Raw genomic sequence first — 15,961 nt, forward strand, 5'->3', positions numbered from 1 at the left:
AGAGAGACGATGACATCGATTGTTCGCCGCAAGGCACTGGCGGCCACCCTGGCACTGTTCGCGATCGCAGGTGGCGGCGCCAGCGCATCGGCACAAGAGGCCTATCCCTCCAAGCCGATCCGGGTGGTGGTGCCCTACACGCCCGGCGGCGTCTCCGACGCGGTGACCCGGCTGGTGATGCAGAAGCTGGCCGATCGCCTGAAGGCCACGGTGGTGGTCGACAACCAGGGCGGCGCCAACGGCCAGATCGGCTCGGCCGCGGTGGCGCGGGCGGCGCCCGACGGCTACACGCTGCTGGTGGTGGTGGCGGCGCACGCGATCAACCCCAGTCTCTATCCCAAGATGAGCTACTCGCCGCTGCAGGACCTGCGCGGCGTGAGCGAGTTCGGCGCCATCCCGCTGCTGATGGTGTCCAGCGCGCAATTGCCGCCGACCGACCTCAAGGGCTTCGTGGCCTGGGCCAAGGCCAACCCGCAGCGCGCCACCTTCGCCTCCAGCGGTGCCGGCTCGGGCGCGCACCTGGTGGCCGAGCAGTTCGCCCAGACCGCCGGCGTGCCGATGACCCACGTGCCTTACAAGGGCATCGCGCCGGCCCTGCCCGACCTGTTCGCGGGCCAGGTCTCGGTCATCTTCGACTCGGTGCAGACCATGATGCCGCACATCAAGGCGGGCAAGCTGCGCGGCCTGGCGATGACCAGCGCCAAGCGCTGGCCGGCGGCCCCCGACGTTCCGACGATGGCCGAAGCCGGCTACCCGGGCATGACCGGCGGCAGCTGGATCGGCCTCCTGGCACCTGCCAAGACGCCCAACGAGATCGTCCACAAGCTGTCGGCCGAGTTGCAGCAGGTGTTGCAGCTGCCCGAGATCCGCGACAAGCTGATCGACTACGGCATCGACCCGGTCGGAGGGACACCGGAGCAGTTCGACGCCTTCATCCGCAGCGAGGCCACGCGCTGGGCCGAGGTGGTGAAGAAGGCCGATATCCGGCTGGAGTGAGAACGATGGCAGCCATCCTCGAAGGCATCAAGGTGCTGGACCTGACCCGGGTCATCGCCGGGCCGCTGTGCACGCAGATCCTGGCCGACATGGGCGCCACGGTCTACAAGATCGAGAAGCCCGGCGAAGGCGACGACACCCGCCGCATGGGGCCCTTCCTGCCCGATGCCGAGGGCGCCGACAGCAACGATTCGGCGCTCTACCTGGCCTACAACCGCGGCAAGCAGTCGGTCACGCTGGACATCGCCACGCCCGAGGGTGCAGCGCTGGCGCGCGAGCTGGCGGCACGCTGCGACGTGGTGGTCGAGAACTACAAGGTCGGCACCTTGGCGCGCTACGGGCTCGACGAGGCCAGCATCCGCCGGCTGCGCCCGGACATCGTCTACTGCTCGGTCACCGGCTTCGGCCAGGGCGGCCCCTACGCCGGCCGGCCGGCCTACGACTTCATCCTGCAGGGCCTGGCCGGCGTGATGAGCACCTGCGGCCAGGCCGAGGGCACGCCGGGCGCCGAACCGATGCGCACCGCGATCCCGATCACCGACGTGGTGACCGGGCTCTATGCCGCGATCGGCGTGGTGGGCGCGCTCTACCACCGGCGCGAGACCGGCGAAGGACAGCATGTGGATGCGGCCATGCTCGATGCCTCGGTCGCGCTCAACGGCCACCTGGCGCTCGGCTTCCTGATGAACGGCAAGGTGCCGCCGCGGGTGGGCAACACCAACCCGATCGCCTCGCCTTCCGAGGTGTTCGCCTGCGCCGACGGCCACCTGATCGTGGCGGCCGGCAACAACGGCCAGTTCCAGGCGCTATGCCGCGCGCTGGGCGGCCTCGGGTGGGCCGACGATCCGCGCTTCGGCAGCAACGCGCTGCGGGTCGCCAACCGGGGCCCGCTGCGCGACCTGCTGGCACCGGCGCTGGCCGGCCGACCGCGGGCCGAGCTGCTCGCCGCCCTCGAGGCGGCCGGCGTGCCCTGTGGTCCGATCAACGACATGCGGGGCGTGTTCGAGGACCCGCAGACCCGGCACCGCGAACTGGCCTTGCGCCTGCCGCACAGCCGGGGCGTGGACGTGCCCAGCCTGCGCAGCCCGCTGCGCTTCTCGGGCACGCCGGTCGTGCACAGGGCATCGCCGATGCTGGGGGAGCACAGTGCGCGGGTGCTGGCGGCGGAACTGGGCCTGGACGCCGAGCGGTTGCAGACGCTGCGCGAGCGCGCGATCGTCTGACGCCTGCGGGCCTATTCGGACACTTCGACCAGCCCCTCCTTCGCCGCCGCGGCGAACCGCGCGTGGTCGGCCTCGGTCTGGGCCGCATAGGCGGCGGCGAACGCCACCAGCGCATCGTCGAACACGTCCGACTTGCCGAGGTAGCCGCCGATCATCGCCGCGTCGCCCGATTTGGCGTGCGCCAGCGCCAGCGCCCAGCCGCAGAGGCGGCAGTACTCGATGAAACCGGCCTGCGTGGTCTGGCCCGGCTCCATCTCGATGCCGCCCTTCATGTCGCGCAGCTGCCGGATGTAGAAGTGCACGCCGTCGATCTCGCCCCAGCCGAGGAAGATGTCGGGCGAGCCCTGGATCAGCCGCTGCCCGCGCACCACGCGCTCGCCATGGTTGGTGGGCGCGTCGGGCGATGCCGCGCAGCCCACATAGGCCTCGAGCACCGAGGCCTGCGCCTCTTTCAGCTGCAGGAACAGCGGGTCGTCCCAGTCGCGCCCCTGCAGCAGGACCACCCAGCAGCGGGTGCCGACGCTGCCCACGCCGACCACCTTCTGCGCCGCGTCGAGCACGCGGTAGCGCGACAGAAGCAGCCGCCGGTCCGGGGCCAGCGACTCGAGGTAATGGGCCAGGCAGTGGCCGATCGCCTCGTCCACCGGCCGCCCCATCGAGGTCAGGCTGGCGCGCACGATGAAGGGGTGCTGCTCGATGATCCGGTGCTGGTCGTCGACCAGGTCGGTCATCTTGTCGAGCACCTGCATGTGGGTGCGCTTGCGCGCCTTGTCGAGCACGGCATCGGCGCTCCCGCGCATGGCCGGCGGCAGCGATTCAAGCAGCCGATCGCTGTGGATCGTGTCGTACCAGACCTCCAGCTGCCCCATGCCCGCATAGCGGCGCATCCGGCCGCGGTAGCTCTCCACCGCGGCCCGCGCGGCGGCTTCCCGCCCGGCCTTGTCGCACGCCAGATGATCGGCCGCCACATAGGCACTGGCCGCCAGCCGCTTGACGTCCCATTCCCAGGGCCCGGGCTGGGTCTCGTCGAAATCGTTGATCGCGAACACCAGCTGCCGCTCGGCCGACGCGAAGACGCCGAAGTTGGCGACATGCATGTCGCCGCAGGCCTGCACCTGCAGCCCCGTGCTCGGGCTCGGTGCCAGGTCGGCCGCCATGACGGCCGCCGCGCCGCGCAGGAAGGCGAACGGCGACTGCAGCATGCGGGCGTGCCGCACCGGCACCAGTTCCGGTATGCGGGTGCTCGCCTGCGCCAGCAGGATCGCCACCGGATCGACCTGCGACGAGCGCTCGAAGGCGCCATGGCTGGCCCGGGGCAGGCGCTCTCGCAGCGCCTTGCCCATGGCCATGCGCTCCTCGACACTGGGCCGGGGCGTCGTGAAGGCGCTCGCCAGGGCGCGTGCCCGGCGGTCCAGTTCTTCGTCGGGTTCGGCTCTGTCGGCGCGCGCCATGGGTGTCTCCGGTGTGGCTCTTTCGCGCATCATGCCGCAATCTCATGCCCGCCACCCGGGCGCCGAATCAATGCGCGATGCGCTGGCGCCACTCGCGCGGCGAGCAGCCGAAACGCTCGCGAAACGCCCGACTGAAATGCGCCGCGTCGCTGAAGCCGCGGCCATAGGCGATCTCGCCGACCGTGCGGCCGGCAGCGCGCGGATCGAGCAGATCGCGGCTGCAGGCCTCGAGCCTGCGCTCCCAGATGTACTGCGCCGGCGTCACCGGCTCGCTCTTGAAGACGCGGTGGATCTGGCTCACCGACAGGCCGAGCGCAGCCGCCAGCGTGCCGACCGACAGCGCCGGATCGTCGAGCTGCTCGTCGATGCGGCGCTTGATGCGTGCCAGGTGGAAGGCGGTCAGGTTGCTCAGCGCCGGCGCGCGCGCCGCCGGCAGCGTCTGCAGCCCGGCCACCAGGATGTTGAGCACGCCATTGGCGACCGCCAGCGCCGACGCCGGCTGCAGCGCGTCGATGTCCTCGTGCAGCGTGCGGATCATGCCCAGCAGCAGATGGCCTGCGCCCTCGCGGCCCGACACCGTGGTGGCGGTCAGGGCCTCGGTCTGGCGCAGTTCGCTGCGCAGGCGCTCGCCGGGCAGCTTGAGGACGATCTGCTCGAAGGCGTCGTCGAACTGCAGCTGATAGGGCCGCGTGCTGTCGTAGAGCGCGAAGTCGCCCACCGACAGCACGGCGTCGCGGCCGTCCTGCCGGACCACGCCGCGGCCGCGGGCCTGGATGCTGACCAGGAAGTAGTCGTCCGACGAGCGCGCGATGTGGCCGGCGGTCCGCATCACCCGCTGCGGCCCCGACGTGACGACCGAGACATCGAGGCTGGGCAGCGTGTGCTGGCGGATGCTGCCGTCGAATTCGCCCCGGGGGCGATCGCCCGGCACCGGATCGCAGCCGAGCTGCACGTAGACGTTGCAGATCATGTCGGTCCAGTAGGCGAGCCGCTGCTCGCGCGGAACGACGGCAGTGCTGAGCAATTGGGTCATGGGGATCCTTCCGGGGAGGTGCGCCAACGGGCCGCTTGCAACGCTGGATCAAGAACGCCGCGAATTCCGGACAAGGCGCTTCCAGGCGGCGAACTTACGCTTCAAGCAACCCGCATGCCACCGCGCTAACCCGGATGCCGCGGGCCCCTTCCACCCCCTTGGAGAAACGCCATGTCCAGCACCACCCATCCCCGCCTGCGCGTCGCCGCGGTGCAAGCCGCCCCCGTCTTCCTCGACCTCGACGGCACCATCGACAAGACCATCGACCTGATGGCCCAGGCGGCCGGCCAGGGCGTGCAGCTGATCGCCTTCCCCGAGACCTGGGTGCCCGGCTACCCGTGGTGGATCTGGCTCGATTCGCCGGCCTGGGGCATGCAGTTCGTGCAGCGCTACCACGACAACGCCCTGGTCGTCGGCTCGCCCGAGTTCGACCGCATCCGCGAGGCCGCGCGCAAGCACCGCATCTGGGTCTCGCTCGGCTACAGCGAGAAGGCCGCGGGCAGCCTCTACATCGCCCAGGCGCTGATCGACGACCAGGGCAACACGCTGCAGACCCGGCGCAAGCTCAAGCCGACGCACGTCGAGCGCACCGTGTTCGGCGAGGGCGACGGCTCGGACCTCGCGGTGGTCGAGACGCCGATCGGCAACATCGGCTCGCTGTCGTGCTGGGAGCACCTGCAGCCGCTCAGCAAGTACGCGATGTACTCGCAGAACGAGCAGATCCATTGCGGCGCCTGGCCCAGCTTCTCGCTCTACCGCGGCGGCGCCTACGCGCTCGGCGCCGAAGTCAACAACGCCGCCAGCCAGGTGTATGCGGCCGAGGGCCAGTGCTTCGTGATCGCGCCCTGTGCCACGGTCTCGAAGGCGATGCACGACCTGCTGTGCACCGATGCCGGCAAGCAGCAGATGCTGCTGGTCGGCGGCGGCTTCGCGCGCATCTACGGACCCGACGGATCGCCGCTCGGCAAGAACCTGGCAGAGGACGAGGAGGGGCTGGTGGTGGCCGACATCGACCTCGGCATGATCTCCCTGGCCAAGGCGGCAGGCGACCCGGCCGGCCACTATTCGCGGCCCGACGTGACGCAGCTGCTGTTCAACAGGAAGCGGCGCGAGCCGGTGGTGCTGCAGGGCCCGGCCGAGCCCGAAAAGGCGGTTGCCGAGCCGGTGTCCACGCCGGTCGAACCGGCGGCGGCCGCCGCCCGCCAGCCGGTCGTGGCCTGAGACGCCGACTCAGAGGGGAAGCGCCATGGAATCCGCCATTGCCGAGCACCTGAAATGTCCGCGCACCCGGCACCGCCGGGTGGAGGACGACTACACGCCGCCCTACCCCGTCTGGTCGGCTCGCGCAGCCGCCGGCGTGGGCCAGGTGGTGATGGGCTACTTCGGCGTGCAGTCGCGCGGGCCCGAACTGCAGGGCCGCGCCTGCGCCGCCCTGATGAAGATCGCGCAAAGCTTCGGACTCGCCGACGGGCCGGGCCACCACGACCTGGCCCACTTCGTCGATGCCGATGGCTGCGACAACATGATCGCGATCGCTTACTGGAGCGACCCGGCCGCCTTCGCACGCTGGTGCGGCACGCCCGAGATCGACGACTGGTGGCGCTCGCCCGCGCGGCTCGACGACGGACTGGGCTACTTCCGCGAGATCGCCTCGCCGCGGGCCGAGCACTACGAGACCATGTTCAGCACGCCCGACCGCTTCGAAGGGGTGGGTGTCGTGATGGGCGGCGGGGTCAGCGGCGAGATCCAGGAGCATGGCTACTGGGGTTCGATGCGCGACCGGATCCCGTTGTCGCAGACCGATGCGATGGTGGCATCGGGAAGCCGCAGCGCGATCTCGGGCGCGCCCGCGCCGGGCCAGCGCGTGCGCATCGCCGGCCACCAGAACGTGGCAATGATCCGCTCGGGCCAGGAATGGACCGACACCACCGGAAAGGAGCGCACGCTCTACCTCGAGGACATGGAGCCGACCTTGCGCGAGGGGATGGACTTCCTGCGCGACCAGGGCCTCGCGATCGGCTGCTACAGCAACCGCTACATGCACCACCTCGACGCCGGCGGCGCACCACTGCAGAAGTCCTTCGGCCTGAGCTTCTGGCGCTCGCTGGGCGACATGGAGCGCTGGGCCGAGTCGCATCCGACCCATGTGGCGATCTTCGGCAGCTTCATGCGCTATGTGCAGGCGCTCAACTTCGAACTGCAGCTGCGCGTGTACCACGAGGTGTCGGTGCTGAAGGCGGACGAGCAGAGCTACGAGTACATCAACTGCCACCCGCGCACCGGGCTCATGAACGGCCTGGCGGCCTGAGCGAGGTCTGTCAGCCCCCGTCGGGCACGCCGCGCAGGATCGCGTCGCGCAGCGCCGCGGGGATCTCGAGCGCGCGATGCGTCTCGAGCGAGGTCGTCACCAGCACCTGGCGCATCTGCATGCGCAGTTCGCAGTCGGCGCCCACGCATTGCAGCGCCAGAGTCAGCGAGCGCGTGCCGAGGCGTTCGACCACGAGCGCCAAGGTCACGCTGTCGCCGAAGCGGCTCACGGCGCGGAAATCGGCCTCGACCCGCACGGTCGGCAGGCCGATGCGCTGCTCGACGATCAGCCGCTGGTAGCCCACGCCCATCGCATTGACCCAGTCTTCGACCAGGCCGTTGAACATCACGAAGTACTGCGGATAGAAGACGATGCCCGCCGGGTCGCAGTCCGAGAAGCGGATCAGCCGTTCACGGCGGAACGCAGCGGCGGCGGCGTCGCTCACGCCGGCTCCTCGCCGCCGGCCTCGTTGCGCATCACGTGCACGCGCAGCTGGCCCAGTTGGCTGTGCAGCTGCTTCACGGTCTTCATGTCGAGCCCCGAGAACATCTCGAGAATCCATTGCTCGTGCTCACTGGCCATGGCCTCGAAGCTGCGCCGGCCCTTGGGCGTGAGGCTCACGATCCAGGCCCGGCGGTCGTCGGGGCTGGCGGTGCGCGACACCACGCCCTCGCGCTCGAGTTCGTCGGTGAGCCCGGTCACGTTGCCGCCGGTAACCATCAGGTAGCGCGACAGCACGCGCATCTTGAGCCCGTCCTTGTAGCGGTAGAGCTGCGCCATGTAGTCGAAGCGCGCCAGCGTGATGTCGAAGCGCTCGCGCAGCCGCTTGCGGATCTCGGCCTCGATCTGCGTCGTGCTGGCCAGCATGCGCAGCCAGAGCTTGAGAACGGCGTGGTCGTCGTTGCCGGCGCGGGCCTCGTGGCCCAGTTCCTCGGCGTCGCTGAGCGCCGCGTGCGACGGATCGTTGGTGCTGTCGATCATGTGACCTCTCCCCCCGACACCGAGATCGACTGGCCGGTGACCGAGGCCGCAGCCTCGCCGCAGAGCCAGCGCACCGCATCTGCCACCTCGGCCGGCTGCACGATGCGGCGCTGCGGATTGACGACCGCGAACTCGGCCAGCGCATCGGCTTCGCTGCGGCCGGTCTTGCCGACCACGTTGGCGACGCTGTTGCGCAGGATGTCGGTGTCGGTGTAGCCGGGGCAGACCGCGTTGACCGTGATGCCCTTGCGCGCCACTTCGAGCGCCAGCGAGCGCGTGAGCCCGACCACGCCGTGCTTGGCCGCGGTGTAGGCCGCGACGTAGGCATAGCCCTTCTGACCCGCGGTGCTCGCGATGTTGACGATGCGGCCCCAGCCGGCATCGAGCATGTCGGGCAGCGCCGCTTGCGCGCAGAGAAAACTGCCCGTCAGGTTGACGCCGAGCATGCGCTGCCACAGGTCGACCGAAGTCTTCAGGAAGGGGGCGCTCTCGGCCTGGCCGGCGTTGTTGACCAGGATCTCGACCGGGCCCGACGCCGCGCGCAAGGCCTCGAAGGCCGCGCGCACCGAGTCGGCGTCGGCGACATCGACCGTCGCCACGCCATGGCCGCTGCCCGGCAGTTCGGCCAGCACGCGCTCCAGCGCGACGCGGTCGCGGCCGAGCAGGCTGAGGCGGGCACCTTCGGCCGCCAGGGTGCGGGCGATTTCGGCGCCGATCCCGCGGGCGGCGCCAGTGACGACGGCGTGGCGCCCTTTCAGTGCATTGTTCATGGCTGGATACATCGTTGACAACTAAACATTTTAACCGCGGGTGCTTTTCGGGCTCAGCGCATCGCGCGGCCGCCGTTGAGGTCGAGCGTGGCCCCGGTGGTGAACGCGCCGGCCGCCGAGGCCAGGTAGACGACGGTCGCCGCCACTTCCCGCGGCTCGCCGAAGCGCCCGAGCGGAATGGCGCCCAGCAGCGCCTGCTGCCGCGCCGGATCCATGGCCTCCAGCAGGGGGCTGCGGATGGCCGCCGGCGCGATGGCATTGACCGTGACGCCGTCGGCCGCCAGTTCCTGGGCGAATGCGCGCGTGAGCGCGAGCAGCCCGGCCTTGGACGCCGCATAGTGAACGCCGGTCGCGGCGCTGGCCTGCTGGCCTGCGATCGAGCCCAGGTTGACGATCCGGCCCGCGCGCCGCTCGCGCATGTGAAGCCCGGCGATGCGGCAGCCGAAAAAGCTGCCCCGCAGGTTCACCGCCATGACCTCGTCCCATTCGCCGGCCGTGATGTCCCAGAGCGAAGTGGGCGGGGTGAGCGCGGCGTTGTTGACCATCACGTCGATGGCGCCGAAGTGCGCCACTGCAGCCTCGAAGCAGGCGGCGAAGGCGGCCTCGTCGCGGACATCCAGCGCCATGGCGAGGCAGCGGTGGCCGGCGCCCCGAAGGCGCGCCGCCACAGCCTCGACGGCCGCGGCGTCGATATCGGCCAACATCACGCCGGCGCCCGCCTCCGCCAGCCCCTGCGCGATCGCGGCGCCCAGGCCCTGCCCCGCACCCGTCACGAAAGCCGCTTGCCCGTCGAGGGAGAACATCGCTTCAGCCTTTGGCGCGTGGGGCGCCCGGCCCGCGGTCCCAGGTGGCGGCCGACACGCCGCGCTCGCGCAGCTTGTACTTCTGCACCTTGCCGTTCTCGGTGCGTGGCAGGTCGTCGAGCAGGTCGACATAGCGCGGCACCGCGAAGTACGGCAGACGCGACTCGCAGAAGCGCATGAGCTCAGCCGGCTCGATCACGCTGCCGTCCCGCGCCACCAGCGCCGCCATCACCTCGTCCTCGGCCAGTTCGGAGCGCACCGGGTAGACCGCGCAGGCCGCCACGTCCGGATGGCTCAGCAGTACCTGCTCGACCTCGAAGGAGGAGATGTTCTCGCCGCGGCGGCGGATCGCGTCCTTGATGCGGTCGACGAAGCGGAAGGCGCCATCGGACTCGCGCAGCACGCGGTCGCCGGTGTGGAACCACAGGTTGCGCCAGGCTTCGACCGTCTTCTCGGGCATGTTGAAGTAGCCGCTCGCAAAGGCGTAGGGCTCATCGGCGCGCAGCAGCAGTTCGCCGGCCTCGCCGGGGGGCAGCTCGGCATCGTCGGCATCGGCGACACGCGCCTGGAAACCCGGCCGCAGCCAGCCCATGACGCCGCCGCGCGGCGAATCGGGGGCGGTGGCGATCGCGAAATTGGTCTCGGTCGAGCCATAGCCTTCGAGCAGCCGCACGCCGGTGCGCGCAAGGAAGGCCTGCCCGGCCGCCGCCGGCACGCCGGGGCCGAGCCCGGTGCGCACGCGGTGCTCGCGCTCGCCGGGCCCTTCGGGCTGGGCCAGCAGGATCGGCACCATGGCGCCGAGCAGGTAGACCACGGTGGCGCCGCTGGCCCGCATCGAGGGCCAGAAGCCCGAGGCCGAGAAGCGCGACTCGAACACCACCTCGGCCCCCGTCAGGGCGGCCTGCGCGAAGGTGTTGAGCGCATTGATGTGGAACAGCGGCAAGGTCGTGCACAGCACGTCGTCGGCGCCGACGCCGAGCACCTCGGCGCTGTTCACGCCCCACCAGAAGTACTGGGCATGCGGGCAGACCACGCCCTTGGCCGGGCCGGTGGTGCCCGAGGTGTAGAGGATGGCGAGCGGATCACCGGGCTGGACCGCGGCCGGCGCGATCGCCTCGGTACTCTGGCGGTACGGCAGCAGCCGGATGCCGGCGGGCGGCTGCCACAGGCTCGCCGATTCGCCGATGACCCAGATCTCCCGCAACGCCGTGCGCGCCAGGTCCGCGGTCTGCAGGCGCTCCAGCAGCTCGGCCCCGATCACCAGCAGCTTTGCCTCGCTGTTGGAAAGGAAGTACTCGATCTGAGGACCCATCGACGCCGTGTTGACCGGCACCGTGACCGCGCCGAGCCAGCCGGCGCCGAGGAACACCTCGAGAAACTCGATGCAGTTGCCGCTCATGAGCGCAACGCGGTCGCCGCGCGCCACGCCGGATTGCGCCAGCGCCGAGGCTTGCCGCGCCGCCGCTTCGGCCGCATCCGCATGCGTCCAGCTGCGGCCCGCGACCTTCAGCAGCGGGCGCTGCGCGAACCGCGCCGACTGCCGCTGCAGCATCGCGGGCAGCGTGCGTTGCGCAGCGGGCAGCTGGCGCGGTTCTTCATTCGTCATCGTGCGTGCCTCCGCCGAGGTAGGTGGCCTGCACGCGCGGATCGCTCTCCAGCTGCTCCGAGGGCCCGGACAGCGCGATCTCTCCGGTCTCCAGCACATAGCCGTGGTCGGAGCTCTCGAGCGCGGCGCGCGCGTTCTGCTCGACCAGCAGGATCGACACGCCGTCGTCGCGCAGCTTGCGCACGATGGCCAGGATGTCGCGCACGATCAGCGGCGCCAGCCCCAGGCTCGGTTCGTCGAGCATCAGCAGGCGCGGCGCCGACATCAGCGCCCGACCGACCGCGAGCATCTGGCGCTCGCCGCCCGACAGCGTGTCGGCGCGCTGCGAGCGCCGCTCCGCCAGCCGGGGAAAGCGCTCGTAGACCTGTTGCAGCTGGCGCTTGAGCGCCGCGCTCGCCAGCCGCTTGGAGTAGGCCCCGAGCTGCAGGTTGTCGAGCACGCTGAGCTCGCCAAACAGCTCGCGCTTCTCGGGCACCAGGCACAGGCCGCGCTCGACCCGCGCCTCGACATCGAGCCCGTGCAGGTCCTCGCCTTCGAACTTCAGGATGCCCTTGCTCGGCAGCAGGCCCATCGCGGCGGCCAGCAAGGTGGTCTTGCCGGCGCCGTTGGGGCCGATCACCGAGATGATCTGGCCGTGTTCCAGCTTCAGCGTGACGCCGCGCACCGCGTCGACCTGGCCGTAGGACACGTGCAGGTCGCCGATTTCAAGCATGGTCGTGCCGCTCATACCACGCTCCCCAGATACGCCGCCTGCACCCGCTCGTCCGCCCGCACCGCCGAGGGCACGCCCTCGACCAGCTTGGAGCCGAAGTTCATCACCACCAGCCGGTCCACCAGTTTCATCACGAAGTCCATGTCATGTTCGACGATCAGGATCGTCACGCCGTCCTCGCGCAGCTTGCGCAGCAGTTCACCGAGCGCCATCTTCTCCTTGCGCCGCAGGCCGGCGGCGGGCTCGTCGAGCACCAGCAGCACCGGGTCGGCCGCCAGCGCCCGCGCGATCTCGAGGATGCGCTGGGTGCCCAGCGGCAGGCTGCCTGCGAGCTCATGCGCCCGGTCGCCGAGGCCGATGCGGTCGAGCTGCCGCTGCGCCTCCTGCAGGATCTGGCGCTCCTCGGCGCGGTCGAGCCGCAGGCCGGCCTTCAGCACGCCGGCGTTGGTGCGCGAGTGGGCGCCGAGCGCCACGTTGTCGAGCAGGCTCATGTGCGGGCGCAGCTTCACGTGCTGGAAGGTGCGCGCCAGACCGAGCCGCGCCACCGTGCGCTGCGGCAGGCCGGCGATGTCCTGGCCGAGGAAGCGCACCTGGCCCGCGGTCATCGGCAAGGTGCAGGTCAGCAGGTTGAACATCGTCGACTTGCCGGCGCCGTTGGGTCCGATCAGGCCGACGATCTCGCCCGCCTTGACGTCGAAACTCACGTCGTTGACCGCCACCAGCCCGCCGAAGCGCTTGACCGCCCCGGTCACGGTGAGGATCGGCGAGCCGCGATCGGGCAGCGTGCGGTGCGCGAGCGGCTCGACCGGCGTCGCCGACGCCTGCGCCGGCGCAGCGCTGAAGCGGCCGCGGGTCCAGCGCCGCACGAAGCCCATCAGGCCGCCGCGCGCGAAATGCAGCAGCAGGATGAACAGCGCCGCGAAGGCCACCGCTTCAAGCTGACCGGCGCGCTGCGTGAGCATCGGCAACACGTCCTGCAAGCCGTTCTTGAGCACCAGCACCAGGGCCGAACCGACCAAGGCACCCGCCAGTTGCCCGAGCCCGCCGGCCACCGCCATCAGCAGGTATTCGATGCTGGCGCGGACGTCGAAGGGCGACGGGCTCACGAAGCGGTTCATGTGGGCATAGAGCCAGCCCGCCAGCCCTGCGAACAGCGCCGCCGTCACGAACAGCGTGAGCCGCACGCGGTAGGCGTCGGCGCCCACGCTGGCCAGCAGCGTGGCGCCGCCGCGCAGGCTGCGGATCGCGCGGCCCGGCCGCGACTGCAGCAGGTTCTGGCTGAACAGGAAGGCCAGCCCGACCAGCACCCAGATCAGGTAGTAGATGGCGCGCGGGTCGGCCAGCGACCAGCCGCCGATGCGCAGCGGCGGGATGTTCGACAGCCCGGTGTGGCGCCCCAGCGCATCGACGTTGCCGAACAGCATCGCGATCGACAGCCCCCAGGCGATGGTGCTGAGCGGCAGGAAGTGCCCGCCCAGGCGCAGGGTGAGCATGCCGATGGCCAGCGCCGAAATGCCGGTCAGCAGCAGCGCGAACAGAAGGCCGATCCAGGGCGACATGCCCTGCGTGGTGGTGAGCCACGCGGTCGCGTAGGCCGCGATGCCGACAAAGGCCGCCTGCCCGAAGGAGGTGGCGCCGCCGATGCCGGTCAGCAGCACCAGCCCCAGCGCGACCAGCGCCCCGATGCCGATGTCGTTGAGCAGCGAGACCGTGAAGTTGCCGGCCAGCATCGGCGCGATGGCCAATGCGACGACGATCACGCCGATCCAGAAGTTGCGGTTGCGAAGGAGGCTCATTGGTCCACCTCGTCTTCTTCCTCTTCCGAATGCACGCTCATGAAGGAGCGCAGCATGAGCACCGGGATCAGCAGGCTGAAGACGATCACGTCCTTGAGCGCGCCGCTCCAGAACGAGGCGAAGCTCTCGACCACGCCGACCGCGAGCGCGCCGATGGCGGTCATCGGGTAGCTCACGAGGCCGCCGATGATCGCGGCCACGAAGGCCTTGAGGCCGATGATGAAGCCGGAGTCGTAGTACATGGTGGTGACGGGTGCGATCAGCACCCCGATCAGGCCGGCCAGCAACGAGGCGCTGCCGTAGGCCAGCAAGGCGGTGCGCGCCGGCCGGATGCCGACCAGCCGCGCACCGACCCGGTTGACGGCGGTGGCGCGCAGCGCCTTGCCCGCCACCGTGCGCTCGAACACCAGGAAGAACAGCCCGCTCAGCACGATCGCCGCCCCGACCATCAGCACCACCTGGCCGCTGACCGAGAAGCCGTCGCCGAGCGCGATGCTGCCACTGGCGAGCGGCTGGGTGCGCGAGCCCTCAGGTCCGAAGAACAGCAGGCCCAGTCCCGACAGCAGGAAGTGCAGCGCCAGCGAGACGATCAGCAGCACCAGCACCGAGGCGTCGGCGATCGGCTGGAACACCACGCGCGCCAGCAGCGGCGCGATCGGCACCACCAGCAGCACCGTGACCGCGATCTGCACGGCCGCCGGCATGCCGGGCCGCGAGGTGGCCCAGGCCAGCAGGCAGGGCAGCAGCGGCAGCACGCCCCAGGCCAGGATCGCCTTCGGCACCTTGCGCCCTTCGCCGCGCCGCAGCAGGCTGCCGACTTCGGTCAGCGTGGCCAGTGCGGCCAGCACCATCACCAGTCCGATGGTCGGCGGCAGGCGGCCGGTCTCGAAGGCCGCCAGGGTCAGCGCGGCAAAGGCCGCGATGTCGCCGAAGGGCACGAAGACCACCCGCGTGACGGAAAAGATCAGCACCAGCCCGAGCCCCGCGAGCAGATAGACCGCGCCATTGGCGAGCCCGTCGATGCCCAGGATGAGCGCCACGTCCCATGTCATTGAAATGCCCTTCGCATGATCGTCCTGAAGTCGTTGTTGTCGTTGGAGAGGGCCGCGCTCAAGGCGCTAGTTTCCACTGGCCTTGATCGAGCTTGACGATCACGCGGGCGCGCTCGTCGACGCCGTACAGGTTGCCCGGCTTGAAGTTGTAGACGCCATGCGTGCCCACCACTTCCTTGGTGCTGGCGATCGCATCGCGCAGCGAGAGGCGGAACTCGGGCGTGCCGGGCTCGCCCTTGGCGCGCGCGGCGGCATCCGTGAAGACCAGCCAGCCGTCGAAGGAGTAGGCCGAGAAGGCGTCGCTGGTCGGCGCGTTGTTGACCTTCTGGAAGGCGGCGCGGAAGTCCATCGCGATCTTCTTGGTCGGGTAGCCCTCGGGCAGCTGCTCGGCGACGATCACCGGGCCGGTGGGCATCAGCGCGTTCTGTCCGGAGGCGCCGACGACCCGCACGAAGTCGGGGTTGATCAGGCCGTGCTGGCCATACACCGGCCCCTTGAAGCCGCGCTCGGTCAGCGCCAGGAAGGGCAGCGCACCCGGCGTGCCGGCGCCGCCGGTCATCACGGCGTCGGGCTTCATCGCCACCAGCTTGAGCACCTGGCCGGTGACCGAAGCGTCGGCGCGCGCATAGCGCTCGTTGCCGAGCACCTTGATGCCGGCCTCGGGGGCCGACTTCATCAGCGCGTTGTAGACCAGGTCGCCCCAGGCGTCGGAGAAGCCGATGTAGCCGACCGTCTTGACTCCGTCCTTCTTCATGCGCTGGACCACCGCGTCGATCATGAGCTGGGTCGGCTGGGCGACCGTGAAGACCCACGGGTTCTCGGCCGCGTCGAGCTGGATCGGCGTCAGCCCGATCATCGGCACCTTGGCATCGCGGCCCACCTGCGCCATCGCGATCGCGGCCGGCACGCCCGAGGTGCCCATCAGCACGTCGACCTTGTCCTCCTCGACCAGCTTGCGCGCGTTGCGCCCGGCGGTGGTCGGGTCGGAGCCGTCGTCGAGCACGATCAGCTGGATCTTGCGGCCGTTGACCTCCGGCTTGTAGGCCAGCGCGGCCTGCATGCCCTTGGCGTAGGGAACGCCGAGCGAGGAGTTGGGGCCGGAGAGCGAAACGCTGAGGCCGACCTTGAGGTCGGCCGCGAACGCCGCTGCCGTGAGGCCGACGCCCAGCGCGGCTGCCAGTGCGCTGCGGGTCAAGGTCTGCATCAAGCTCTTCATGTCGTGGGCTCCTG

15 protein-coding genes are annotated in these 15,961 nt (G+C 70.4%); 4 read left to right on the top strand and 11 right to left on the bottom strand.

Features of this window, described 5'->3' with window-relative positions:
• The first annotated feature begins 9 nt into the window (after positions 1–9).
• A complete protein-coding gene (locus QTI68_RS29485) occupies positions 10–996 on the top strand; it encodes a tripartite tricarboxylate transporter substrate binding protein (RefSeq protein WP_286526731.1) in 987 nt (328 codons plus the stop codon).
• A 5-nt stretch (positions 997–1,001) separates the two neighbouring features.
• Positions 1,002–2,219, top strand: coding sequence for a CaiB/BaiF CoA transferase family protein (locus tag QTI68_RS29490; RefSeq protein WP_286526732.1), 1,218 nt, complete (start codon positions 1,002–1,004; stop codon positions 2,217–2,219).
• Positions 2,220–2,230: 11 nt separating this feature from the next.
• On the opposite strand, the gene QTI68_RS29495 is transcribed toward QTI68_RS29490, so the two are convergent.
• Both QTI68_RS29495 and QTI68_RS29500 read right to left on the bottom strand, forming a co-directional pair.
• Positions 2,231–3,670, bottom strand: coding sequence for a DUF2252 domain-containing protein (locus tag QTI68_RS29495; RefSeq protein ID WP_286526734.1), 1,440 nt, complete (start codon positions 3,668–3,670; stop codon positions 2,231–2,233).
• Positions 3,671–3,737: 67 nt separating this feature from the next.
• Positions 3,738–4,703 carry an AraC-like ligand-binding domain-containing protein gene (locus tag QTI68_RS29500; protein WP_286526735.1) on the bottom strand — a complete coding sequence of 322 codons (966 nt, stop codon included), beginning with the start codon at positions 4,701–4,703 and terminating at the stop codon, positions 3,738–3,740.
• A gap of 171 nt (positions 4,704–4,874) precedes the next feature.
• Here QTI68_RS29500 and QTI68_RS29505 point away from each other — a divergent pair, with 171 nt between their 5' ends.
• On the top strand, positions 4,875–5,924 hold the full coding sequence (locus QTI68_RS29505) for a carbon-nitrogen hydrolase family protein (RefSeq protein ID WP_286526736.1): 1,050 nt from the start codon (positions 4,875–4,877) through the stop codon (positions 5,922–5,924).
• Between the two features lie 25 nt (positions 5,925–5,949).
• Positions 5,950–7,011 (top strand): phenylacetaldoxime dehydratase family protein, encoded by a 1,062-nt coding sequence (locus QTI68_RS29510; RefSeq protein ID WP_286526737.1) that lies wholly within the window; start codon positions 5,950–5,952, stop codon positions 7,009–7,011.
• A 10-nt stretch (positions 7,012–7,021) separates the two neighbouring features.
• On the opposite strand, the gene QTI68_RS29515 is transcribed toward QTI68_RS29510, so the two are convergent.
• The 9 genes from QTI68_RS29515 to QTI68_RS29555 are packed head-to-tail and all read right to left on the bottom strand — an operon-like array spanning position 7,022 to position 15,947.
• Complete coding sequence (locus tag QTI68_RS29515; protein ID WP_286526738.1) at positions 7,022–7,456, bottom strand: acyl-CoA thioesterase; 435 nt, start codon at positions 7,454–7,456, stop codon at positions 7,022–7,024.
• Positions 7,453–7,992, bottom strand: coding sequence for a MarR family winged helix-turn-helix transcriptional regulator (locus QTI68_RS29520; RefSeq protein ID WP_286368490.1), 540 nt, complete (start codon positions 7,990–7,992; stop codon positions 7,453–7,455). Before QTI68_RS29520 ends, QTI68_RS29515 begins: the two co-directional genes overlap by 4 nt.
• A complete protein-coding gene (locus tag QTI68_RS29525) occupies positions 7,989–8,762 on the bottom strand; it encodes an SDR family NAD(P)-dependent oxidoreductase (protein ID WP_286526739.1) in 774 nt (257 codons plus the stop codon). The genes QTI68_RS29520 and QTI68_RS29525 overlap by 4 nt, the downstream gene beginning before the upstream one ends.
• Positions 8,763–8,815: 53 nt before the next feature.
• Positions 8,816–9,565 (bottom strand): SDR family NAD(P)-dependent oxidoreductase, encoded by a 750-nt coding sequence (locus QTI68_RS29530; RefSeq protein WP_286526740.1) that lies wholly within the window; start codon positions 9,563–9,565, stop codon positions 8,816–8,818.
• 4 nt (positions 9,566–9,569) lie between these two features.
• A complete protein-coding gene (locus tag QTI68_RS29535; protein ID WP_286526741.1) occupies positions 9,570–11,171 on the bottom strand; it encodes an ATP-dependent acyl-CoA ligase in 1,602 nt (533 codons plus the stop codon).
• Positions 11,161–11,898 (bottom strand): ABC transporter ATP-binding protein, encoded by a 738-nt coding sequence (locus tag QTI68_RS29540; protein WP_286526743.1) that lies wholly within the window; start codon positions 11,896–11,898, stop codon positions 11,161–11,163. The genes QTI68_RS29535 and QTI68_RS29540 overlap by 11 nt, the downstream gene beginning before the upstream one ends.
• The gene (locus tag QTI68_RS29545) at positions 11,895–13,679 is read right to left on the bottom strand and encodes a branched-chain amino acid ABC transporter ATP-binding protein/permease (protein WP_286526744.1); all 1,785 of its coding nucleotides are present in this window, start codon (positions 13,677–13,679) and stop codon (positions 11,895–11,897) included. The genes QTI68_RS29540 and QTI68_RS29545 overlap by 4 nt, the downstream gene beginning before the upstream one ends.
• Complete coding sequence (locus tag QTI68_RS29550; protein ID WP_286526745.1) at positions 13,676–14,731, bottom strand: branched-chain amino acid ABC transporter permease; 1,056 nt, start codon at positions 14,729–14,731, stop codon at positions 13,676–13,678. Before QTI68_RS29550 ends, QTI68_RS29545 begins: the two co-directional genes overlap by 4 nt.
• Positions 14,732–14,789: 58 nt before the next feature.
• Positions 14,790–15,947 carry an ABC transporter substrate-binding protein gene (locus tag QTI68_RS29555; protein ID WP_286526746.1) on the bottom strand — a complete coding sequence of 386 codons (1,158 nt, stop codon included), beginning with the start codon at positions 15,945–15,947 and terminating at the stop codon, positions 14,790–14,792.
• Positions 15,948–15,961 lie beyond the last annotated feature (14 nt).

This window comes from Variovorax sp. J31P207 (assembly GCF_030316965.1).
Classification (GTDB): domain Bacteria; phylum Pseudomonadota; class Gammaproteobacteria; order Burkholderiales; family Burkholderiaceae_C; genus Variovorax; species Variovorax ginsengisoli_B.